Origin of the sequence: Streptomyces sp. NPDC048419, assembly GCF_043200415.1 — a bacterium.
In the GTDB taxonomy this organism is placed as follows: Bacteria; Actinomycetota; Actinomycetes; order Streptomycetales; family Streptomycetaceae; genus Streptomyces.
Genome location: NZ_JBICXT010000005.1, coordinates 196,544 through 217,874, shown reverse-complemented (window position 1 = coordinate 217,874; position 21,331 = coordinate 196,544). Strand labels below are relative to the sequence as shown.

Genomic DNA, 21,331 nt, shown 5'->3' with positions numbered 1-21,331 from the left:
TAAGCGGGCCGGGGCACGCCATGTCGCCCCGGCCCGCTGCCGTGCTACGCCAGGCCCAACGACCGTCGCAGGAAGTCGAGTTGCAGTAGCAGCAGATTCTCGGCCACCGACTCCTGCGGAGTCATGTGGGTGACGCCGGACAGCGGCAGCACCTCGTGCGGCCGGCCGGCGGCGAGCAGCGCCGAGGACAGCCGCAGGGAGTGGGCGACCACCACGTTGTCGTCGGCGAAGCCGTGGATGACCATCATCGGACGGTGCGGCTCGGCGGCGTCCACCAGACCGGCGTCGTCGATCAGCGAGTTGCGCCGGTAGACCTCCGGCTGCTCGTCCGGGTGGCCGAGGTAGCGCTCCTGGTAGTGGGTGTCGTACAGGCGCAGATCGGTGACCGGTGCGCCCACCACGGCCGCGTGGAAGACGTCCGGGCGGCGCAGCGCCCCGAGCGCCGCCAGATAGCCGCCGAAGGACCAGCCGCGGATGGCGACCCGGTCCAGATCGAGGGAAAAGTCGGCGGCGAGCGCCTGCAGCGCGTCCACCTGGTCCTCGAGGACGACCGCCGCGAGGTCGTCGCGGACCGCCTTCTCCCAGGCCGGGGAGCGGCCCGGGGTGCCGCGGCCGTCGGCGACGACGACCGCGAAGCCCTGGTCGGCGAACCACTGCGAGGTCAGGTGCGGATTGTGCGCGGCGACCACCCGCTGGCCGTGCGGACCGCCGTAGGGATCCATGAGGACGGGCAGCGGGGTCCGGCCGTCGTGGTCACGGGGGAGCAACACGGCGCACGGGATGCGGCGTGCGCCCCCTTCGGTCAAGGTCACGCGCGGGGACATACCGGGATCTTCGGCATGCGAGGTGAGGGTCGCCGCCTGCTTGCCGTCGCGAAGTACCCTCACACGGCTGCCCGGCCGGTCGACCGAGGCCGACACCAGCACGGTCACACCCCCGGCGCGCACGGCCGCGTGCACACCGGGCTCCTGCGAGACGCGCTCCAGGCCGAGCTCGTTGACGCGATAGACGTGCACCTCGCCGATCTCGGGGGCGTCGGCCTCGGCGCCCGCCGACGCGGAGACCAGCACGTCGTGCGGCCCCACGTCCAGCACCGCACGGACGTGCAACTGCGGTCCCGTCAGCGGGCGTTCACCCACCGCGAGCACCCGCGCGCCACCCTCGTCGGCGATCCGCACCAGGTTTCCCGAGGGACTCCAGCAGGGCACCCCGGGGAAAAGATCAAGCCAAACTCGATCTTCGTCCGCGTGCACCAGCCGGGTCTCGCCCGTCTCCGGCGACACCGCCAGGAACAGCTGGCTGCGCTGGTCGCGCGCCTGTACGAGCAGCAGCGGCGCACCCGCGTCCGACCAGTGCACATGGGCCAGATACGGATAGCGCGCCCGGTCCCAGACCACCTCCGTGCGCTCTGAGTCCAGGCCGATCACGAACAGCCGTACGTCCGCGTTGGCGGTGCCCGCCGCCGGGTAGGGCACGTGCTGTGGATCACGTTCGGGCCGTGCCGGGTCGGAGATCCACCAGCGCCGGACCGGCGTGTCGTCCACACGCGCGACCAGCAGGCGCTCCGAGTCAGGCGACCACCAAAAGCCCCGGGAGCGGCCCATCTCCTCGGCCGCGATGAACTCGGCCAGCCCGTAGGTGACCTCGGCCGACTCCGGCTCCGCGAGCGCCCGCTCGTCCTTGCCCTCGGCGCTGACGACCCGCAGCGCACGGTGCGCGACGTAGGCGACGTGCCGGCCGTCGGGGGAGGGGCGCGGGTCGATCACCGGCCCCGCGGCGGGGAGTTCACGTGCCGTGCCGGCCCGCAGCTCGGCCGCGAAAAGCCGCCCTGACAAGGCGAAAGACGCCAACTCCACGTCCGCGTCGGTGGCGTAGCCGACGATCCCGGCGCCGCCCTCACGGCTGCGCTCGCGGCGCGCCCGTTCCTCGGGCGGCAGGTCCTCGTCGGCGCCGCCCAGCAGGGCGCGCGGGTCGGCCGCCACGCGCTCCTGCCCCTGCGCCGGGTCGAGGACCCACAGGGAACTCGCCCTGTCCGTACCGGAGGTGGAGCGCAGGAACACGACACGCGCGCCGTCGGGCGCCACGGTGAAAGCACGCGGCGCACCGAGCGTGAATCGCTGGGTGCGTGCGTGCCGGCGGGGGAAGGAGTCGGACGTCGTCGTCATGGTCCGACCATATTGGCCATGCGCCCCCTTGTGCGGCCGTGCGCCGATCGATGCGCGCGCCCGAATAGTTATGATCACTGGCGCATGGTGGGTATGAACCTGCTGGTTGTTGCGTGGATTTATCTGCCCCCCCCAAGTCCGATCCCCCACTGCTGGGACCTTTGGAGGTGAACCGCCGTGGCACTCTCGATTTCGGCGGTGGTGCTGCTGGCGATCGTCGTCTTCCTGCTGATCAAGAAGTCAGGACTGAAGGCGGGGCATGCCATCGTGTCCATGCTGCTCGGGTTCTACCTCGCGTCCTCGACCATCGCTCCCACCATCAACGAGCTGACGACGAACATCGCCGGGATGATCGGCAGCATCAAGTTCTGACCGGCGGTCCGAGAGCAGGCGGGTGAGCGGGGGCCGGGGCTCGCGGCCTCGTAGGGTGGCTCCATGACGGAACAGCCCTCCCGGCGTCTGCTCCTGGTGCACGCGCATCCGGACGACGAGTCGATCAACAACGGCGCGACCATGGCCGCCTACGCGGCCGGGGGCGCTCACGTCACCCTGGTCACCTGCACCCTCGGCGAGCGCGGCGAGGTCATCCCGACGGACCTGCGGCATCTCACCGGCGCGGCACTGGGCGAACACCGGCTGCGCGAGCTCACCGAGGCCATGGACGCGCTCGGCGTCGAGGACGTCCGACTGCTCGGCGGCCCGGGCCGCTACGGAGACTCCGGGATGATGGGCCTGGCCGACAACGACGACCCGGACTGCTTCTGGCAGGCGGACGTCGACGAGGCGGCCGGACACCTGGTCGAGGTGATCCTCGAGGTGCGCCCCCAGGTCCTGGTCACCTACGACGACAACGGCGGCTACGGCCACCCCGACCACATCCAGGCCCACCGCGTCGCCATGCGCGCCGCCGAACTCGCCGCCGGGGCGGGCTGGCACATCCCCAAGGTGTACTGGAACCGGGTGCCCGAGTCCGTCGCGGAAGAGGCCTTCGCCCGGCTTGCGGACGAACTGCCCACTCTGCCCTTCTCCAAGGTCGCCGCCGTCGGCGACGTACCGGGTGTCGTGCCCGACGACCGCGTCACCGCCGAGATCGACGGCGGCGCACACGCCGCCGCCAAGGCCGCCGCGATGCGGGCGCACGCCACGCAGATCGAGGTTGCGGAGGGCTGCTTCGCGCTCTCCAACGAGCTGGCCCAGCCCCTCTTCACCACCGAGTACTACGAGTTGGTGCGCGGCGAGGCCGGCGCGGCGCGGGAGAGCGATCTGTTCGCCGGGCTCGCAGCCGGTGCCGGCGTGGGGGAGGCGTCATGAACGAGCGCGGCTCGCTGCTCACCCAGCCGCTGCAGCCACCCTCCGCCGGGCGGGTCGGGCTGTACGTGGGCCTCTTCGTGCTCGGCCTCGCGGTCGGCGTGGCCGGTTCGCTGGTGCAGGGCGCCTGGTTCCCGGGCGGGCTGCTGCTCGCGCTCGCGGGCGAGGCGGGGCTCTGCCTCGGCGGCGGACTGGTCGCCCGTGGCCGGGGCGGGGCGATCGCGCCCGCCGCCGGCTGGCTGATCGCCGTCATCCTGCTCACCGCCAGCAGGCCCGAGGGGGACTTCCTCTTCGGCGCGGGAGGCGGCTCGTACGTCTTCCTGCTCGGCGGCATGGCCGTGGCTGTGATCTGCGCCACCCTTGGTCAGGGGTGGCAACCAAGGGGCCGTGAGGTCCGACTTGGCAAGTGACGTACCACTTCGCCATTAACCGTGCGTGCGAGTCCCGTGTGGGTTTCCCCGGCGGTCATGGGATACGCGCCAGAAGTGGCCAGTATGGTGGTGCGCGCCGCCGAGCCGCCCGCGAGGTTGTGTCGGGCGGCGGAGCCAACCGGGAGAACCTGCCTTGAGTCGTGAAACTGACACTCCGTCCTCCGGGCCCAACGGGCGCGGCGGAGCCGCATACCCGTCGGGCACGCCGCCGTACGGGACGCCCACGGCTTCCGACGCCGGTACGGACGCGGGCCGATCGGCCGCGCAGCCGGAGGAGCGCAAGACCGAGACCACGCTGACGACCCGGATCCGGATCAACATCCCCGGGTCGCGGCCCATTCCGCCGGTCGTCGTGCGTACGCCCGTCACGGACGCCGGGTCCCCCGAGGAGACCGGGGAGACCGAGGCCCCGCCGCCGCAGGCGACCCAGTCCATGGGCACCGTCGAGCCTCCGGCCGAGCCCGCACCGCCCGCCGAGGAGAAGACCAGCGACTGGTTCGCACCGCGCAAGGCCGGGGCGCCCAAGGGCGGTCAGGGCGGTGGCGGGACCAACGGAGCCGGTCTGCCGGGCGGTTCGGGAGCACCGGCCGCACCTCCCGCACCGCCCGCACCGGGCACTGGTGCCGGGGCTCCCGGCGCTCCGCGTCCGAACACCGGCCGCCCCGGCGGTGTCGTCGGCTCCATGAGCGTGCCGGGCGCCTCCCGCCCCGGCGGGACGAACGGCGCCGGCCTCCCCGGAGCGACCGGCGGGCCGGTGGCCCCCGGACACGGCGGCGGCACCGGTTCCTTCGACGTCACCGAGGCGCTGGCCGCGGGACCGCTCGGTGCGCGTCCCGGTGGCGGCGAGCCGCGCCGTGACGACCTGCCGTACTTCGCGGACGGCGAGCGCGGCGCCCAGGGCGGGCCGAACGGGCAGGACCCGTACGGAGCTCAGGGCGGCGCGAGCGGCTTCGACGGCCCGAACGGCCGCGGCGGCCAGGGTCCCGCGGGCCCGACCGGCGGACCGGTCACCGGCGACGGCCACCTGGCCCCGCCCCCCGGCGGCATGGGCGGTCCGCACGGCGCCGGTCTCGGCCCCGGTGGCGGCCTCAGCGACGACACCGCGATCCTCACCCCGCAGAAGCCGGCCCCCGAGCCGGGTCCGCAGGGGTATCCGGCGCCCGACAACGTCTCGGGGCAGACCGTCAAGAGCGGCATCCCGGTCGTGCCGCCGGGCTCGAACTCCCCGTTCGGCCCCGGCGCCCCGAGCGAGGCCCCACTGCCGCACACGCCCCCGAAACTCCCCGAGCCGGTGGCACAGAACGTGCCGTCCGCCTCCGGCCCCAAGAAAAAGAAGAAGGGGCGCAACAAGCTGGTGCTGGTCGGCACCGGTGTGGTCGTCGTCGCCGGTCTCGCCTACGGCGCCGGGCTGCTGATGAACCACTCCGACGTGCCCAAGGGCACCACCGTGCTCGGCGTGGACATCGGCGGCGGCACGCGCGACGACGCCGTCAAGAAGCTCGACGAGGCCTTCGGCGGCAATGTGAACAAGCCGCTGAAGCTGTCGGTCGGCGGCAAGACGGTCGCGCTCAAGCCCGACCAGGCCGGGCTCCAACTGGACGAGCAGGGCACGGTCGCCGCGGCCGCGGAGAGCGACTACAACCCGATCTCCGTCATCGGCTCCCTCTTCGGCAACCACCGCGTCGTCGACCCGGTCATGCCCGTCGACGAGGAGAAGCTGGCCGCGGCCCTGACGGCCTCGTCGGGCGGCTCCGGCTCGATGGTCGAGGGCTCGATCCAGTTCAAGTCCGGCCAGGCCGTCCCGATATACGGCAAGGCGGGCAAGGGCATCGACGTCACCCGGTCCACCGACGCCGTGGAGACGGCCTACCGCACCCAGGTGGAGACCGGGTCGGCCCCGGCGGTGCAGGTCGCCACGACCACGCAGCAGCCGACGGTGTCCAAGGCCGAGGTGGACCGTGAGATGAAGGCGTTCGCGGAGCCCGCGATGTCGGGACTCGTGACGGTCAAGACGGACACGGGTGTCTCGCTGCTGATGAGCCCGCAGAAGTCCCTGTGGAAGTTCCTCAGGGTCCAGGCCGTCAACGGCAAGCTCGTCGACAAGCCCGACCTCGTCGCGCTCAAGCAGCTCTACGGCGGCCAGTTCGACGGCGTCCTGATCACCCGGGGCACCGGCAAGAAGACCGCCGTCACCCCCGAGGACGTCTACGGCGCCCTGCGCCAGGCCCTGCTGCGCACGTCGAACCGGGTCGGGGTCATCCAGACGAACCCCAGCTGACACACGCCCCGCGAGAGGGCACCCGGCACGCGCCGGGTGCCCTCTCGTCGTATGTCACGCCCTGGCCCATGACATCTGTCATCCGGCACTGCGGACTGCCGACACTGCCGTGATCCGCCGCCCGCGGCCACCATGGATCACATGACGACGACAGTGACAGCGACCACCGCGCCCGTGGTCGGGTTCGAGCAGGTGAGCAAGACGTACGGGAACGTCCGGGCCGTGGACGGGCTGACGCTCGCGCTGCACCCGGGGGAGACCGTGGCGCTGCTCGGGCCCAACGGGGCCGGCAAGTCGACCACGCTCGATCTGCTGCTCGGGCTGAAGCACGCCGACAGCGGCACGGTCAGCGTCTTCGGCACCAGCCCCCGCGAGGCCATCGTGGCCGGACGTGTGGGCGCCATGCTGCAGAGCGGCGGGCTGATGGACGAGGTCACGGTCGCCGAGCTGGTGAAGCTCGCCTGCGACCTGCACCCGAAGCCGTACAAGGCGGCCGACGTCCTCGCCCGCGCCGGCATCACCCAGATCGCCGACCGCAAGGTCAACAAGCTCTCCGGCGGCCAGGCCCAGCGCGTCCGCTTCGCCCTCGCCACCGCCGGCGACAGCGACCTGATCGTCCTGGACGAGCCCACCACCGGCATGGACGTCTCCGCCCGCCAGGCCTTCTGGGCGACCATGCGCGAGCAGGCCGACCAGGGCCGCACCGTGCTGTTCGCGACCCACTACCTCGAAGAGGCCGACGCCATCGCCGACCGGGTGCTCGTCCTGCACCGGGGACGGCTCCTCGCCGACGGCACCGCCGCCGAGATCAAGGCGAAGGCGGGCGCGCGGAGGGTGGCCTTCGACCTGGAGGGGACGATCGACGAGAGCCCGCTGCGCAGCCTGCCGTTCCTCACCTCCATCGACATCTCCGGACAGACCGTCCGCATCCAGTCCACCGACGCCGACGCGACCGTGCACGCGCTCTACGGCCTCGGCGTCTACCCCCGCAACCTCGAAGTCGCCGGCCTCGGTCTGGAGCAGGCCTTCGTCGCCATCACCACCGCCGAGGAGTCCAAGCAGTCATGAACAGCCTGATCAAGCTGGAGCTCACCCGGGCCCTGCGCAACCGCAAGTTCCTGTTCTTCTCGGTGATCTACCCGTCGGTGATCTTCCTGCTCGTCGCCAACCAGACGGGCAACGTCCAGGGCACCGGCCTGAGCGTCGCGAAGTACGTCATGGTCTCCATGGCCTCCTTCGGTGCCCTGACCGCCGTCCTGATGGGCAACAGCGAGCGCATCGCCAAGGAGCGCGAGAACGGCTGGGTACGGCAGCTGCGGCTGACCGCGCTGCCCGGGCGCGGCTACGTCCTCGCCAAGACCGCCAGTGCCGCCGTGGTCAGCCTGCCCTCCATCGTGGTCGTCTTCCTGGTCGCCGCCGTCGTCAAGGACGTACGCCTGGACGCCTGGCAGTGGGTCGCCCTCACGGGCGCGATCTGGGCCGGGAGCCTGGTCTTCGCCGCCCTCGGCGTGGCCATCGGCTACATCGCCTCCGGGGACGCGGTCCGCCCGATCACGATGATCACCTACTTCGGCCTGTCGATCCTCGGCGGCCTGTGGTTCCCCTCCACCAGCTTCCCGCAGTGGCTCCAGGACATCGCGAAGTGGCTGCCCACGCACGCGTACGCTGCCCTCGGACAGGCCATCGAGCAGAGCCAGGCCCCGCACACCAAGGACGTCGTCATCCTCGTCGTCTTCTTCCTGCTCTTCGCGGGCGGCGCGGCATGGCTGTACCGGAAGGACACGCTGAAGGCGTGAGCGCCATGACGGAAGACCTGCGGGCCACGGACGCCCGAGCGGAGCGACTGGTGCGGATGGGGGAGCCACCCCGCAACGTGCGCGAGGCCCTGCGCAAGATGGTGTGGATCCTGCCCTGGCTGGTCTTCCTCGCCTCCCCGGTGAGCGACCTGACCGGCGGCCACCACTCGGCCGGCGCCACCGCCGCCGGCTGGGCGGGACTGACCGTCTTCGTCGGGGCGTACATGACGCTGGTCTTCCGGAACATGGGACGGCCCTTCCCCACCCCCGTCGTCGCCGTCCTGCTGGGCGTGCTCGCCGTCCTGGCGGTCACCCTGTGCCTCACCCTCGGCAGCAGGTGGCTCGGCCTGTTCGTGTACCTCTCGGTCAGCTGCGGCGTGACCCTCCCGCTGCGGGCCGCCTACTGGACGATCCCGCTGACCACCGTGGTCTTCCTGGCCATCGGGCTGCGCGAGGACGAGGACGCCGCGTGGGGCCTGGTCCTGGTGGTGCTGCTGGTGGGCTACTCCATGACCGGCGTACGCCAACTGGTGCGCACCACCGTCGAGTTGCGCAAGGCCCGCGCAACGGTCGCCCAACTCGCCGCCAACGAGGAGCGGTTGCGGCTCGCCCGTGACCTGCACGACCTGCTCGGCCACTCGCTGTCGCTGATCACGCTGAAGAGCGAGCTCGCGGGCCGGATGCTCCCCGACCACCCCGGCAAGGCGGCCCAGCAGGTGGCCGACATCGAACAGGTCAGCCGCCAGGCCCTGGTGGACGTCCGCGAGGCCGTCACCGGCTACCGTCGCCCACGTCTGGCCGCGGAGCTCGCGGGCACGCAGGTCGCCCTCACGGCGGCCGGCATGGTCGCGGACGTACCCGACGAACCGGACCTCGCCGGCGTCCCCGAGGAGAGCGAGGCGGCCCTGGCCTGGGCGCTGCGCGAGGCGGTCACCAACGTCGTACGGCACAGCGGCGCCGGGCGCTGCACCGTGGAGGTGCTCAAGCGGCAGACCCTGGACGGGTACATGCTCGAACTCTCCGTCGAGGACGACGGATCCGGCGGCACCGGCAAGGGCCCGGGCAACGGTCTGACGGGCCTGACCGAGCGCCTGGAGAAGGCGGGCGGCACTCTGGAGGCGGGCCGGACCAAGCGCGGGTTCCGGCTGGTCGCCCGCGTGCCCGCCGGCTTCCCGCCGGCCGTAGGATCCGGTGCATGAGCCCTACGATCAAGGTTCTGCTCGCCGAGGACCAGTCGATGGTCCGTGAGGCCCTGGCCGCCCTCCTCGGCCTCGAGGACGACATCGAGGTCGTCGCCCAAGTGGCGCGCGGCGACGCGGTCCTGACCGCCGCCCGCGAGCACGACGTGGACGTGGCCCTGCTGGACATCGAGATGCCGGGCTGCACCGGCATCGAGGCGGCGGCCCAGGTCCACCGGGCGCTGCCCGCGGTGAAGCTGGTCGTCCTCACCACCTTCGGTCGCCCCGGCTACCTCCGCAGCGCCATGGAGGCGGGCGCCGACGCCTTCCTGGTCAAGGACGCCCCGGCGGCCCAACTCGCCGAAGCGGTACGCAAGGTACTGGCGGGAGAGCGGGTCATCGACCCCACCCTCGCCGCCGCGGCCCTCGCCGAGGGCGCCAACCCCCTCACCGACCGCGAACGCGAGATCCTGCGCGCAGCGGCCGACGGCTCCACCAACGCCGAACTGGCGGCAACCCTGCACCTCTCCCAGGGCACGGTCCGCAACTACCTCTCGACAGCCATCCAGAAACTGGCGGTCAGAAACAGAGCGGAAGCGGTCCGGATAGCACGAGAAAAGGGCTGGCTCTGAACTTCGTTCGGGGACGCCCCCTCAGGGGCGCGGGGAACTGCGCGACAAGCCACGACGCACCCGCGCCCGCGCAACCACAGAACCCCCCAGGGCGAGGTGGCGCCGTCAGTTGAGCATGGCGCGAGCCACCCGCGCCTGCCCCCGCACCCGCTCCGCCGCAGCCTCGTCCGCCGCCGCCACCACATCGGCGTACGCCTCCAGCTCGTCCGCGCCCCGCACGAAATCCCCCCGCTGCACGAGCAGATGAGCCCGCTCGTACCGCAGCCGCGCAGGATGCGAGGGCAGCAGCAGCGACAGCTCCACCGCCCACAGCGCCACGTCCGACCGCTCGGGCCGGGCGGCCGCCCACGCGCGGACGTTGTTCAGGATGCGCGACACCACCTCCAGAGGCGCCGCGGGCACCAGCATCGACCGGTCCAGCGGAGCCCCCGTCGCCCCGGCCACCAGCACCTCCGCGTCGCCTCCGCCGAGGACCCGCCCCCCGTCGAAGGGATCGACGAGCACCTGCGCGTCCTCGGGGCCGAACCCGACGACGAAGTGCCCCGGCAGGGCGACCCCGTACACCGGCGCGCCCGCCCGCCGCGCGACCTCCACCCACACCACCGACAGCAGGATCGGCAGCCCGCGCCGGCGCCGCAGCACCTCGTGCAGCAGCGAGGACTCCAGGCGCTGATAGTCGGCGGGGGAGCCGCGGAAGCCCTCCCGCGCGCCCAGCAGATGGTGCAGCGCCGTCGCCCAGGACTGCGGGCCGCCGGGCCGGAACGGCAGCTGCCCCGCCAGCCGGTCCAGCTCCAGCTGCGCGGCGTCGATGCCCGTCTCGTCCAGCGCCCCGTCCGCCTCCGCGCCCACCAGCAGGCAGAGCTGCGACAGATCGGGCCGCTCGGACCGCGCCTCCTCGGCGAACCGACGCCGCACCTCGGCGGACCGCTCGGGTGAAGGGGGGTATGGGGGACGCATAGCAGGCTCGTGCCCTCTCACGACGATCGGTACTACTTGCCGCTGCCGGGAGCCGCCGGTTCCCGGTAGTGGTGGTACGCGTGGTGCGCGGCGAAGCCCATGCCGGCGTACAGCGCCCGCGCTCCCGCGTTGTCCTCCTCGACCTGGAGCCAGGCGGCCGAGGCGCCCTCGTCCATCGCCCGCCGGGCCAGCGCGGCCAGCACGGTGGAGGCGAGGCCGCGGCGCCTGAGCGCGGGGTCCACCTCCACGGCGGCGAAGGACGCCCACCGCCCGTCCACCACGCACCGCCCGATCGCGGCGGGGGCGTCGTGACCGGGAACGGTCGCGAACCACACCGACGGACCGCTTGAGAGCACCTTCAGCGCCACCTCGCTCACGCCCTTGCGCTGATAGCGCGCGAGCCACGCCTCGTCGGCCTCCCGGGACAGCACGACGCCCGTGCCCTCGGCCCGGTCGGCGACCGGCGCGAGCGCTCCGGTCCACACCTCCGCGCTGACCTCGCGCACCCACCCGCGCCGCTCCAGCTCCGCGCACAGCAGCTCTTGCGTGCCCTCGGCGCCGGTCGCGGTCTGCACGTAGGCAGGCAGCCCGCGCTCGCCGTACCAGTGCCGTACGGCGCTCAGCGCCTCGTCGAGCGGCAGGCCCGGGTCGCCCAGCGGCAGCACGGAGTTGGCACGCCGGGTGAACCCGGACGCGGCCCGCAGCTCCCACTCGCCGAGCCGTTCGCTCTCCACCGGTCGCCACGCGCGCGAGGCGACCCGGGCGAGCTCCTCGTAGGAGGCGGCGGGCCCGCGGCGCCGAGCCGGGGCCGACGGCACCACCTTCCCCGCGACCAGGGCGGATTCCGCGATGCGGACGCTTTCGCCGTCCTTCCGTGTGATCAGCAGCACACCGTCGTCCCATGATGTGAGAACACCCACCGTGTCGGTGAACTTCTCCTCCGGGACCGATGATTCGATCAAGCGCCGGACGGAGACCCGTTTCCCCACGTCAGCAGCGGTGATTCGGACCTCGAGACGTCCTCCGGCCGAGATTTCCACAGGTCAGTTCACCCCTCCTGTTCGGATCATGCCCAGGAACGGAGATACTAGGGGCGGGCATCGACGACGCCGCGCTCCCGCGCGCCAGGCGGCGGAGCCTACGGAGGCCCGCCAGCGCCCAATCGAGGAGGAACGACAGCGTGACCTACGTCATCGCGCAGCCTTGTGTCGACGTCAAGGACAAGGCGTGCATCGAGGAGTGCCCGGTCGACTGCATCTACGAGGGCCAGCGGTCCTTGTACATCCACCCGGACGAATGCGTCGACTGTGGTGCCTGTGAGCCGGTCTGCCCGGTCGAGGCGATCTTCTACGAGGACGACACTCCGGAGGAGTGGAAGGACTACTACAAGGCGAACGTCGAGTTCTTCGACGAGCTCGGCTCCCCCGGCGGCGCCAGCAAGCTGGGACTGATCGAGCGCGACCACCCCTTCGTCGCCGCGCTGCCGCCGCAGAACCAGTAGAAGCGGTCCGTTCAGACGCGCCGCCTCGGTCCCGTACGGCCCGATCGCCATGATCGCCGTACGGGGCCGAGGCGTTTGCCGTGCGAGGGCCTCTGCCGTACCAGAAAGTGAGCCAGAAACCGTGTCCGCAGTCTCAGACCGCCTGCCCACCTTCCCCTGGGACAAGCTGGAGCCGTACAAGAAGACGGCCGCCGCGCACCCGGACGGCATCGTCGACCTCTCGGTCGGCACCCCGGTCGACCCGGTCCCCGAACTGGTCCAGAAGGCCCTGATCGACGCGGCGGACTCCCCGGGCTACCCGACGGTCTGGGGCACCCCGGCGCTGCGCGACGCGATCACCGGCTGGGTCGGGCGCAGGCTCGGCGCCCGCGGGGTCACCCACAAGCACGTCCTGCCGATCGTCGGCTCCAAGGAGCTCGTCGCCTGGCTCCCGACGCAGCTGGGCCTGGGCCCCGGCGACCGGGTCGCGTACCCGCGTCTGGCGTACCCGACGTACGAGGTCGGCGCCCGTCTGGCCCGCGCGGAGTACGAGGCCTACGACGACCCGACCGAGCTCGACCCCGAGGGGCTGAAGCTCCTCTGGCTCAACTCGCCCTCCAACCCCACCGGCAAGGTCCTGCCGAAGCAGGAGCTGACCCGGATCGTCGCCTGGGCCCGCGAGCACGGCGTCCTGATCTTCTCCGACGAGTGCTACCTGGAGCTCGGCTGGGAGGCCGACCCCGTCTCGGTGCTGCACCCGGACGTCAACGGCGGTTCCTACGAGGGCATCGTGGCCGTCCACTCCCTCTCCAAGCGCTCCAACCTCGCGGGCTACCGGGCGGCCTTCCTGGCCGGCGACCCGGCGGTGCTCGGCCCCCTGCTGGAGATCCGCAAGCACGGCGGCATGATGACGCCGGCGCCCACGCAGGCGGCCGTGGTGGCGGCCCTGGGTGACGACAGCCATGTCCGCGAGCAGCGGCAGCGGTACGCGGCCCGCCGTACGGCCCTGCGCGCGGCGCTGGAGAAGCACGGCTTCCGCATCGAGCACAGCGAGGCCAGCCTCTACCTGTGGGCGACGCGGGACGAGTCCTGCTGGGACACCGTGGCCCACCTGGCCGGACTCGGCATCCTGGTCGCGCCGGGCGACTTCTACGGCCCGGCGGGCGAGAAGTTCGTCCGGGTGGCGCTGACGGCGACGGACGAGCGGGTACGGGCGGCCGCGCAGCGCCTGTAGCCGCCGACGCGGTCCACACCTGCCGTGGACACGCCGAAGGGGCCCGGGAGAGATCCCGGGCCCCTTCGCCGTACGGAGTGCTCAGCCGCCGATCGGCAGGCCCTTCACCGGCAGGGTGGCGGGGGCCGGCAGGCCGCCCTTGGTCAGCGAGTCGGTCGGCAGGCCGCCGCCCTTGGTCGCCGACTGCGTGGTGACACCGACGATCTCGCCGACGGAGCCCGCCGCGCTTCCCGCCGCCTTCTGCGCGGCCGGGGCCGCCTTCTTGGCCACGCTGCCACCGGTCTTGCCCGCGTTCGGCACCGCCTTCTTGACCGCGTTGGCGCCCGCGTCGCCCGCGAGCCCGGTGACGTTCTGCGCCGCACCGTCGACGGTGGTGCCGACGTTTGCCCCGTCCAGCGCGGTCAGGCCACCGACGTTCGGAGTGGCGGGCAGCTGGGGGGCCGCGCTTGCCGCGCTCGCCGCGCCGGCCGCGCCGACCCCGGCGGCCGCTCCCGCTGCGACGAGCAGCGCGGCACGGGCGATCCGACGGGTCAGGGGGAGGGACATGGTGCTCCTTCGATGGAGGTTGATCGTCCGGGCTCGGACGCAGTAGTTACCGCTCGAAGGGCTCGAAGGTTGCGGCGCCACAACGTAAAGAGTTGGCAATGCGTCGCATTATCGGCTGCGGATAAAAACGGGCAAAATGCGCACGGTCTGAAAGTCTGCGGAATCCTTACGCCCCTTTGTTTCCAAGGGCTTTTACGGATGCAGGGGTGAGGGCGCGAAAACCTGCCCACTTCAGGGCCCGCGTATGCCACACCTAACCCTTGAGGGTGAAGGCCCGTACTACTGAGCGGTGACGATGCGTACCGCGGCGGCGGTCCGCTGCGCGCCGCCCGCGCCCCCCGCGGCGACCCGGAGCCACCGGCTGTCGGTGTTGCCGGCGGTCCATTCCCGCCCGCCGTACTGGACCCGTTCGATGTGCAGCGCCGAGGAGTTGGCCACCGCCCAGTGGGCGAGCTGCCAGCCGCGCTGCCGGACGTGGCGGCCCTTGGCGGGGCTCACGTCGCCGTCGACGGGGAGCGTGACGGTCCGCGCGCCCGAGGCGGGCGCCGACGTGGCGGTTGCGCCCACCTCGACGCCGGCCGGCTGGAGCACGTCCCGCCCGAAGTCCCGCACCAGTGCGGCCCGTACGCCGTCCGGACCCGCCGCCGGCGTCGCGGCCGGGCGCCCGTCGCAGGTCAGCGTGGCGGCCGAGTTTCCGGTGAGCGCGGCGGAGAGCAGCACGGCGTCCGGCTCGTGCTTGGCGTACGCCTCGGGGAAGCCGCTGCGCTGCACGCGCTGCGCGGCCACCGTGAGCGGCAGCTTGGTGTAGTCGTGCACCTTGGCCAGGTGCTGGTAGAACACGCCCGCCGCGTACGTCGGGTCCAGGATCTGCTGCTCGGTGCCCCAGCCCTGCGAGGGCCGCTGCTGGAACAGGCCGAGCGAATCGCGGTCTCCGTGCTCGATGTTGCGCAGGCCCGACTCCTGGAGCGCCGTGGCCAGCGCGATGGTCACCGCCCGCTCGGGCATGCCGCGTCCGGTGCCCACGGCGGCGATGGTCGCCGCGTTCACCGCCTGCTCCGGCGTGAAGTCGTACGCCGCCTTGTCGTCCCCGCCCGAGACGACCCGGCAGCCCGGCGCGCCTCTGCCCCCGGTGACGTACTGCACCGCGAGGTAGCCCGCGAGCGCGAGGAGGACCACGAGGGCCGCACCGAATCGGAAGAGGCGGCCACGGCGTTTGAGAGAGGGAGACGGCTCTGGCACGCCGTACAAGGTAGCGGAGGCCTCCGTGGCCCATGCGCCCGATGTGGGCAGTGGGGCCGGGCGGTGGCGGGTTAGGGTCGACGGCATGGCCGACACCGCACTTGACCTCACCCTGGACGCTGCCGAGCTCACCGCGCAGCTCGTCGACTTCCCCTCCGAGAGCGGCACGGAGAAGCCCCTCGCCGACGCGATCGAGGCCGCCCTGCGCGTCCTTCCTCATCTGACGGTGGAGCGGTACGGCAACAACGTGGTCGCGCGCACGGACCTGGGCCGGCCGGAGCGGGTCGTCCTGGCCGGGCACATCGACACGGTGCCGATCGCCGGCAACGTCCCCTCGCGGCTGGACGCGGACGGCGTCCTGTGGGGCTGCGGCACCTGCGACATGAAGTCGGGAGTGGCGGTCCAGCTGCGCATCGCGGCGACGGTGCCGGTCCCCAACCGGGACCTGACCTTCGTCTTCTACGACAACGAAGAGGTGGCCGCGGAGCTCAACGGCCTCAAGCACGTCGCCGAGGCCCGTCCCGACTGGCTCCAGGGCGACTTCGCGGTGTTGCTGGAGCCCTCGGACGGCGAGGTCGAGGGCGGCTGCCAGGGCACCCTGAGGGTCCTGCTGAGGACGAAGGGGGAGCGGGCGCACTCCGCGCGCAGCTGGATGGGCTCCAACGCGATCCACGCGGCCGCGCCGATCCTGGCCCGCCTCGCGTCGTACGAACCCCGCTACCCGGTGATCGACGGCCTGGAGTACCGGGAGGGCTTGAACGCGGTGGGCATCTCGGGCGGCGTGGCCGGCAACGTCATCCCCGACGAGTGCGTGGTGACGGTCAACTTCCGCTATGCGCCCGACCGCACGGAGGAGGAGGCGATCGCCCACGTCCGCGAGGTCTTCGCGGACTGCGGAGTGGCGGAGTTCGAGGTGGACGACCACAGCGGCGCGGCCCTGCCCGGCCTGAGCCACCCGGCCGCGGCGGCCTTCATCGAGGCGGTGGGCGGAACCCCGCAGCCGAAGTACGGCTGGACGGACGTGTCGCGCTTCTCCTCCCTCGGTATCCCCGCGGTCAACTACGGCCCCGGGAACCCGCACTTGGCGCACAAGCGGGACGAACGGGTCGAAACCGCGAAGATCCTGGCGGGTGAGGAGCGCCTGCGGGCGTGGCTGACCGCCTGACGCGGTGACCGTCGTGGCGGGGCCGCTTCACCGCGGACATGCGCACGTCCCCCGTCCGTAACCCGCGTAGATCTACGCTGAGGTGGAAACACCCCGCAAGTGGAGGGAGCGCACATGGCCACCGGGAACCCAGAAGGCAAGAAGGTGCCGCCGGACGAGCAGCGCCTGGGTCCGGTCCTCCGCAGGCGAGGACAGGTCACGGCGAGTACGACGGACCAGCGGCTGCTCGACGCCGGCGGCCCCTCGGACTGGGTGCACACCGACCCCTGGCGCGTCCTGCGCATCCAGTCGGAGTTCATCGAGGGCTTCGGCACGCTGGCCGAACTCCCGCCCGCGATCAGCGTCTTCGGCTCGGCCCGCACCAAGGCGGACTCGCCGGAGTACGAGGCGGGCGTACGCCTCGGGCGCGGCCTGGTGGAGGCGGGCTGGGCGGTGATCACCGGCGGCGGCCCCGGAGCCATGGAGGCGGCCAACAAGGGCGCCGTGGAGGCGAAGGGCATCTCGGTCGGCCTGGGCATCGAGCTGCCCTTCGAGCAGGGCCTGAACCCCTACGTCGACATCGGCCTGAACTTCCGCTACTTCTTCGTCCGCAAGATGATGTTCGTCAAGTACGCGCAGGGTTTCGTGGTCCTCCCCGGCGGCCTCGGCACCCTGGACGAACTCTTCGAGGCGTTGACCCTCGTCCAGACCCAGAAGGTCACCCGCTTCCCGATCGTCCTGTTCGGCAGCGAGTACTGGGGCGGACTGGTCGACTGGCTCAAGAACACGCTGATCGCCCAGGGCAAGGCCGCGGAGAAGGACCTGCTGCTGTTCCACGTCACGGACGACGTGGACGAGGCGGTCGCCCTGGTGTCCAAGGAGGCCGCCCGGTAGCGGCGGCCTAAGCGAGTCCCCGGCGGGTGACCGCCGGGGGCCGGTGGCCCGCGATCGTCGCCACCATGTCCAGCACCTGCCGGGTCTCGGCGACCTCGTGCACGCGGTAGACCTGCGCCCCGAGCCACGCCGAGACGGCGGTGGTCGCCAGCGTCCCGACCACCCGCTCCTTGACGGGCTTGTCCAGGGTCTCGCCCACGAAATCCTTGTTGGACAGGGACACCAGCACCGGCCACCCCGTCGCGACCATCTCGCCGAGGCGACGCGTCGCCTCCAGGCTGTGCCGTGTGTTCTTCCCGAAGTCGTGCCCGGGATCGATCAGCACGGACTCCCGGGGCACGCCCAGCGCCACGGCCCGCTCGGCCAGCCCCAGCGTCACCTCCAGGATGTCCGCCATGACGTCGTCGTACGTCACCCGGTGCGGCCGGGTCCGCGGCTCGGCACCGCCCGCGTGCGTGCACACCAGCCCGGCGCCGTGGCGCGCCGCGACCTCCGCGAGAGCGGGGTCGACACCGCCCCACGCGTCGTTCAGCAGATCCGCCCCGGCCGCGCACACGGCCTCACCGACCTCGGCCCGCCAGGTGTCCACACTGATGACGACGTCCGGGAAGCGCCGCCGGACCTCCGCGACGAAGCCCACGGTCCGCCGCGCCTCCTCCTCGGCGGTCACCTCCTCGCCCGGACCGGCCTTGACCCCGCCGATGTCGACGATCGCGGCGCCCTCGGTGACGGCCTGCTCCACGCGCGCGAGGGCGGGCTCGTCGCGGAAGGTCGCCCCCTGGTCGTAGAAGGAGTCGGGGGTCCGGTTCACGATCGCCATGATCACCGGCTCGTGGGGCCCGAATTCCCGCCTGCCCAGCCTGAGCATCCCCTGTGACCTCTCCTAGTACGTTCCGGGTGTCCCGGCCTTTCGGCCGCCTGCGACCCTAACTGTCGCAGGCTCATGGCACGATCGGACCCTGACACTTTCTGCCTTCCGAGCATCGAGCGTGGGGACCACAGCGATGGTTATGTTCTTGTTCCTGGTCGTCGCTCTCGCCGTCGTGGTCGCCGCGGTGACCCTTGCCGTGGTGGGCGGCGGCGAAGGCCAGGGCCCGCTGCCCGAGGTGGCCCCCGAGCGGCTCCAGGACCCGCTGCCGCCGGACCGCCCGGTCGGCCGCGCCGACGTCGACGCCCTGCGCTTCCCGCTCGCCGCCCGCGGCTACCGCATGTCGGACGTCGACGACGCCCTCAACCGCCTCGGTGCCGAGCTCGCCGAGCGCGACGCCCGCATCTCCGACCTGGAGTCCGCGCTGGCGGGCGCCCGGGCCGCCGCCCACCACGTCTCCATGCACAAGCCGGTCCACGGCCAGGAGGAGCAGCAGTGAGCGACGGCACCGCGGTCGCCGGGCCGGACGGCGCCCTGCGCTGCCCCTGGGCCCTGTCCACCGAGGACTACGTGGCGTACCACGACGAGGAGTGGGGCCGCCCGGTCCACGGTGACGACGCCCTCTACGAGCGCCTGAGCCTGGAGGCCTTCCAGTCCGGCCTGTCCTGGATCACGATCCTGCGCCGCCGCCCCGGATTCCGCGCCGCCTTCGCCGACTTCAGGATCGAGAAGGTCGCCGCCTTCACGGACGAGGACCGCGAGCGCCTGCTCGTGGACGCGGGCATCATCCGCAATCGCGCCAAGATCGACGCGACCCTCGCCAACGCCCGCGCGCTCGCCGACTGGGCGCCGGGCGAGCTGGACGAGCTGATCTGGTCCCACGCGCCGGCGCCCGGCCGCCCGGCCCCGAAGACACTCTCCGACGTCCCCGCGGTCACGCCCGAGTCGACGGCCCTGTCCAAGTCCCTCAAGAAGAAGGGCCTGCGCTTCGTCGGCCCGACGACGGCGTATGCGCTGATGCAGGCGTGCGGCCTGGTCGACGACCACCTGGAAAGCTGCGTGGCGCGTCGGCCCTGAGCGCGTCGGCGCGGGTCAGCGGCCCAGGTACTTGGGCTTCTCCTTGTCGACGAAGGCCTGCACGGCGATCGCGTGGTCCTCCGACGACCCCGCGCGGGTCTGGAGCTCGTCCTCCTTGTCCAGCGTCTCGGACAGGGAGTGCGACAGCCCGTAGGCCACCGCCTCCTTGATCGCCCCGTAGGCCACCGTCGGCCCCTCGGCGAGCGCCCGCGCCACCTTCTCCGCCTCGGCCCGCAGCTCGGCGGCCGGCACCAGACGGTTCGCGACGCCGAGTTCGTACGCCTCCTGGGCCTTGATGCTGCGCGGGAAGAGCAGGAGGTCGGCGGCGCGCCCGGGGCCCACCACGCGCGGCAGCGTCCACGAGATTCCCGAGTCGGCCGTCAGCGCCACCCCGGCGAACGACGTGTTGAACGCGGCGGTGTCGGCCACGACCCGGTAGTCGGCGGCCAGCGCGAAGCCGAACCCGGCCCCGGCCGCGACGCCGTTGACCCCGGCCACCACCGGCTTCGGCATCCCGGTGATCGCCCGCACGATCGGGTTGTAGTGCTCCTTCACCGTGCTCATCGTCTGCCCGGAACCCGTCTCCCGGTCCTGCATCAGCAGCCCGATGTGCTCCTTGAGGTCCTGCCCGACGCAGAACGCCCGGTCGCCGGCCGCGGTCAGCAGCACCGCGCGCACCGCGTCGTCCTCGGCCGCGGAGCGGACCGCCTCCCGCAGGGCGACCTTGGTCGCGATGTTCAGCGCGTTCATCGCCTCGGGGCGGTTCAGCGTGATCGTCGCGAGCCCGTCGCTCACCTCGTAGAGCACGGTGTCGGCCATGGTGTGTCCCCTCCGCTGTCGCGGTTCAGGCGTACCGGCCGGTACGCCCCTGTCCGTAGGACAGCATGGCGGAGAGACACCGGAGTGGACGTGTGACCTGCGTCAAAGAATTCTCGACGATTTCCGGTCCGTGGAAGTCGATGCGGTGGCGCAGTATCGCAGTCACATCGCCGAATTGAGTGGTTTTGCTCGCGCGCGTTGCCCAAGCGATGCCGACTGATGTTGGTCATCGGGTCCTGAGATGCGGGATAATGGCTGGGAAGCAATGTGTTCGATGCCGGTGTCGCGTGTCCCAGTCCCACGCTGTGACCCGCGCGTGCCCTCCAGGGCCGTCGGCTTTGGCGATGAGCTGGTTTCAGGAAGGGGAACGAGCATGGCGGCCATGAAGCCGCGAACGGGCGATGGCCCGCTCGAGGTGACCAAGGAGGGGCGGGGCATCGTCATGCGCGTTCCGCTCGAAGGCGGCGGTCGGCTCGTCGTCGAGCTGACCCCTGACGAGGCCGACGCGCTCGGCGACGCCCTCAAGAAGGTCGTCGGCTGACGCGGGAGCGACCATACCCCTTCAGTCGCCCCGGCACCCACGTGGTGCCGGGGCTGCTGTTCTCCCGGCTTCGAAGCTCGGTCGCCGTGTGCCTTACGGGTCCTGCACCGGCCGTTTGACCGCGCACAGCAGCCCGTCGCCCACCGGCAGCAGCGACGGCAGCAGCTCCTGGCTCTCGCGCACCGCGCGCAGCAGCTCGCGCAGCCGCAGGACCTCGGACGGCTGCGGTCCGGAGCCCACCGTGCGGCCGTTCGCGAAGACCCCCTCGAAGACGACGAGGCCGCCGGGGCGCAGCAGGCGCAACGATTCAGCGAGGTAGTCCATGACCTCCTGCCGGTCGCCGTCGCAGAAGACGAGGTCGTAGCCGGCGTCCGCGAGCCGGGGCAGGACGTCCAGGGCGCGGCCCGGGATGAAACGGGCGCGGTTGCTGGCGAAACCGGAAGCACGGAAGGCCTGTCGGGCGAACTGCTGGTGCTCGGGCTCGGGATCCACCGTGGTCAGCACCCCGTCCGGGCGCATGCCGTGCAGCAGATGGATGCCGGACACGCCCGTACCGGTGCCGATCTCGGCGACCGCCTTGGCGTCGACGGAGGCCGCCAGCAACCGCAGCGCGAAGCCCGTGCCGGGCGCCACCGAGCGCAGCCCTGCCTCACGGGCCCGGTCGCGGGCCCAGAGCAGCACCTCGTCCTCGGCGACGTAGGCGTCGGCGAACGCCCAGCTCGTCTGCCGGTTGCCGGTAATGAC

23 protein-coding genes are annotated in these 21,331 nt (G+C 72.2%); 15 read left to right on the top strand and 8 right to left on the bottom strand.

The window, feature by feature from the left end; translation table 11 throughout:
* Positions 1 to 44 precede the first annotated feature (44 nt).
* Positions 45 to 2,165, bottom strand: coding sequence for a prolyl oligopeptidase family serine peptidase (locus tag ACGFYN_RS13780; RefSeq protein WP_393866008.1), 2,121 nt, complete (start codon positions 2,163 to 2,165; stop codon positions 45 to 47).
* A 177-nt stretch (positions 2,166 to 2,342) separates the two neighbouring features.
* On the opposite strand from ACGFYN_RS13780, the gene ACGFYN_RS13775 reads away from it, so the two are divergent.
* The 8 genes from ACGFYN_RS13775 to ACGFYN_RS13740 all read left to right on the top strand — a co-directional run bounded on the left by ACGFYN_RS13775 (position 2,343) and on the right by ACGFYN_RS13740 (position 9,788).
* Positions 2,343 to 2,537: a hypothetical protein gene (locus ACGFYN_RS13775; RefSeq protein WP_393866007.1), complete on the top strand. Its 195-nt coding sequence runs from the start codon at positions 2,343 to 2,345 to the stop codon at positions 2,535 to 2,537.
* 63 nt (positions 2,538 to 2,600) lie between these two features.
* A complete protein-coding gene (mshB, locus tag ACGFYN_RS13770; protein ID WP_393866006.1) occupies positions 2,601 to 3,476 on the top strand; it encodes an N-acetyl-1-D-myo-inositol-2-amino-2-deoxy-alpha-D-glucopyranoside deacetylase in 876 nt (291 codons plus the stop codon).
* A complete protein-coding gene (locus ACGFYN_RS13765) occupies positions 3,473 to 3,883 on the top strand; it encodes a DUF6113 family protein (protein WP_393866005.1) in 411 nt (136 codons plus the stop codon). Before mshB ends, ACGFYN_RS13765 begins: the two co-directional genes overlap by 4 nt.
* Before the next feature lie 154 nt (positions 3,884 to 4,037).
* Positions 4,038 to 6,182 carry a hypothetical protein gene (locus tag ACGFYN_RS13760; RefSeq protein WP_393866004.1) on the top strand — a complete coding sequence of 715 codons (2,145 nt, stop codon included), beginning with the start codon at positions 4,038 to 4,040 and terminating at the stop codon, positions 6,180 to 6,182.
* A gap of 141 nt (positions 6,183 to 6,323) precedes the next feature.
* Positions 6,324 to 7,250, top strand: a complete 927-nt coding sequence (locus tag ACGFYN_RS13755; protein WP_393866003.1) for an ABC transporter ATP-binding protein — start codon at positions 6,324 to 6,326, stop codon at positions 7,248 to 7,250.
* Complete coding sequence (locus tag ACGFYN_RS13750) at positions 7,247 to 7,978, top strand: ABC transporter permease (protein ID WP_393866002.1); 732 nt, start codon at positions 7,247 to 7,249, stop codon at positions 7,976 to 7,978. Before ACGFYN_RS13755 ends, ACGFYN_RS13750 begins: the two co-directional genes overlap by 4 nt.
* A 5-nt stretch (positions 7,979 to 7,983) precedes the next feature.
* Positions 7,984 to 9,177, top strand: a complete 1,194-nt coding sequence (locus ACGFYN_RS13745; RefSeq protein ID WP_393866260.1) for a sensor histidine kinase — start codon at positions 7,984 to 7,986, stop codon at positions 9,175 to 9,177.
* The gene (locus ACGFYN_RS13740; protein ID WP_393866001.1) at positions 9,174 to 9,788 is read left to right on the top strand and encodes a response regulator transcription factor; all 615 of its coding nucleotides are present in this window, start codon (positions 9,174 to 9,176) and stop codon (positions 9,786 to 9,788) included. Before ACGFYN_RS13745 ends, ACGFYN_RS13740 begins: the two co-directional genes overlap by 4 nt.
* Before the next feature lie 105 nt (positions 9,789 to 9,893).
* On the opposite strand, the gene ACGFYN_RS13735 is transcribed toward ACGFYN_RS13740, so the two are convergent.
* A complete protein-coding gene (locus ACGFYN_RS13735) occupies positions 9,894 to 10,745 on the bottom strand; it encodes a transglutaminase-like domain-containing protein (protein WP_393866000.1) in 852 nt (283 codons plus the stop codon).
* Between the two features lie 32 nt (positions 10,746 to 10,777).
* On the bottom strand, positions 10,778 to 11,785 hold the full coding sequence (locus ACGFYN_RS13730; protein ID WP_393865999.1) for a GNAT family N-acetyltransferase: 1,008 nt from the start codon (positions 11,783 to 11,785) through the stop codon (positions 10,778 to 10,780).
* 140 nt (positions 11,786 to 11,925) lie between these two features.
* Between ACGFYN_RS13730 and fdxA the strand changes: the two genes are divergently transcribed.
* Entirely contained in the window at positions 11,926 to 12,246 is a 321-nt protein-coding gene (fdxA, locus tag ACGFYN_RS13725) for a ferredoxin (RefSeq protein WP_003973842.1), read from the top strand.
* Positions 12,247 to 12,367: 121 nt separating this feature from the next.
* A complete protein-coding gene (locus ACGFYN_RS13720) occupies positions 12,368 to 13,459 on the top strand; it encodes a bifunctional succinyldiaminopimelate transaminase/glutamate-prephenate aminotransferase (RefSeq protein WP_393865998.1) in 1,092 nt (363 codons plus the stop codon).
* An 81-nt stretch (positions 13,460 to 13,540) separates the two neighbouring features.
* On the opposite strand, the gene ACGFYN_RS13715 is transcribed toward ACGFYN_RS13720, so the two are convergent.
* Positions 13,541 to 14,005, bottom strand: a complete 465-nt coding sequence (locus ACGFYN_RS13715; protein WP_393865997.1) for an ATP-binding protein — start codon at positions 14,003 to 14,005, stop codon at positions 13,541 to 13,543.
* Between the two features lie 279 nt (positions 14,006 to 14,284).
* Positions 14,285 to 15,244, bottom strand: a complete 960-nt coding sequence (locus tag ACGFYN_RS13710; RefSeq protein WP_393865996.1) for a heavy metal transporter — start codon at positions 15,242 to 15,244, stop codon at positions 14,285 to 14,287.
* Positions 15,245 to 15,329: 85 nt separating this feature from the next.
* Between ACGFYN_RS13710 and dapE the strand changes: the two genes are divergently transcribed.
* Together dapE and ACGFYN_RS13700 are read left to right on the top strand one after the other, a co-directional pair.
* Positions 15,330 to 16,409 carry a succinyl-diaminopimelate desuccinylase gene (gene dapE / locus ACGFYN_RS13705; protein ID WP_393865995.1) on the top strand — a complete coding sequence of 360 codons (1,080 nt, stop codon included), beginning with the start codon at positions 15,330 to 15,332 and terminating at the stop codon, positions 16,407 to 16,409.
* A 114-nt stretch (positions 16,410 to 16,523) separates the two neighbouring features.
* Positions 16,524 to 17,282 (top strand): TIGR00730 family Rossman fold protein, encoded by a 759-nt coding sequence (locus ACGFYN_RS13700; RefSeq protein WP_393865994.1) that lies wholly within the window; start codon positions 16,524 to 16,526, stop codon positions 17,280 to 17,282.
* Positions 17,283 to 17,289: 7 nt separating this feature from the next.
* Here the strand turns inward: ACGFYN_RS13700 and folP are convergent, their stop codons facing one another.
* Positions 17,290 to 18,150, bottom strand: coding sequence for a dihydropteroate synthase (gene folP, locus ACGFYN_RS13695; RefSeq protein WP_393865993.1), 861 nt, complete (start codon positions 18,148 to 18,150; stop codon positions 17,290 to 17,292).
* A 142-nt stretch (positions 18,151 to 18,292) separates the two neighbouring features.
* Here folP and ACGFYN_RS13690 point away from each other — a divergent pair, with 142 nt between their 5' ends.
* Complete coding sequence (locus ACGFYN_RS13690; RefSeq protein WP_393866259.1) at positions 18,293 to 18,649, top strand: DivIVA domain-containing protein; 357 nt, start codon at positions 18,293 to 18,295, stop codon at positions 18,647 to 18,649.
* The gene (locus ACGFYN_RS13685) at positions 18,646 to 19,227 is read left to right on the top strand and encodes a DNA-3-methyladenine glycosylase I (RefSeq protein ID WP_393865992.1); all 582 of its coding nucleotides are present in this window, start codon (positions 18,646 to 18,648) and stop codon (positions 19,225 to 19,227) included. Before ACGFYN_RS13690 ends, ACGFYN_RS13685 begins: the two co-directional genes overlap by 4 nt.
* A gap of 15 nt (positions 19,228 to 19,242) precedes the next feature.
* Here ACGFYN_RS13685 and ACGFYN_RS13680 read toward each other — a convergent pair whose 3' ends face one another.
* Positions 19,243 to 20,046, bottom strand: coding sequence for an enoyl-CoA hydratase/isomerase family protein (locus ACGFYN_RS13680; RefSeq protein WP_393865991.1), 804 nt, complete (start codon positions 20,044 to 20,046; stop codon positions 19,243 to 19,245).
* Positions 20,047 to 20,419: 373 nt separating this feature from the next.
* Here ACGFYN_RS13680 and ACGFYN_RS13675 point away from each other — a divergent pair, with 373 nt between their 5' ends.
* Positions 20,420 to 20,587 (top strand): DUF3117 domain-containing protein, encoded by a 168-nt coding sequence (locus ACGFYN_RS13675; protein WP_003966491.1) that lies wholly within the window; start codon positions 20,420 to 20,422, stop codon positions 20,585 to 20,587.
* Positions 20,588 to 20,680: 93 nt separating this feature from the next.
* Here the strand turns inward: ACGFYN_RS13675 and ACGFYN_RS13670 are convergent, their stop codons facing one another.
* On the bottom strand, positions 20,681 to 21,328 hold the full coding sequence (locus ACGFYN_RS13670) for an O-methyltransferase (protein WP_393866258.1): 648 nt from the start codon (positions 21,326 to 21,328) through the stop codon (positions 20,681 to 20,683).
* Positions 21,329 to 21,331 lie beyond the last annotated feature (3 nt).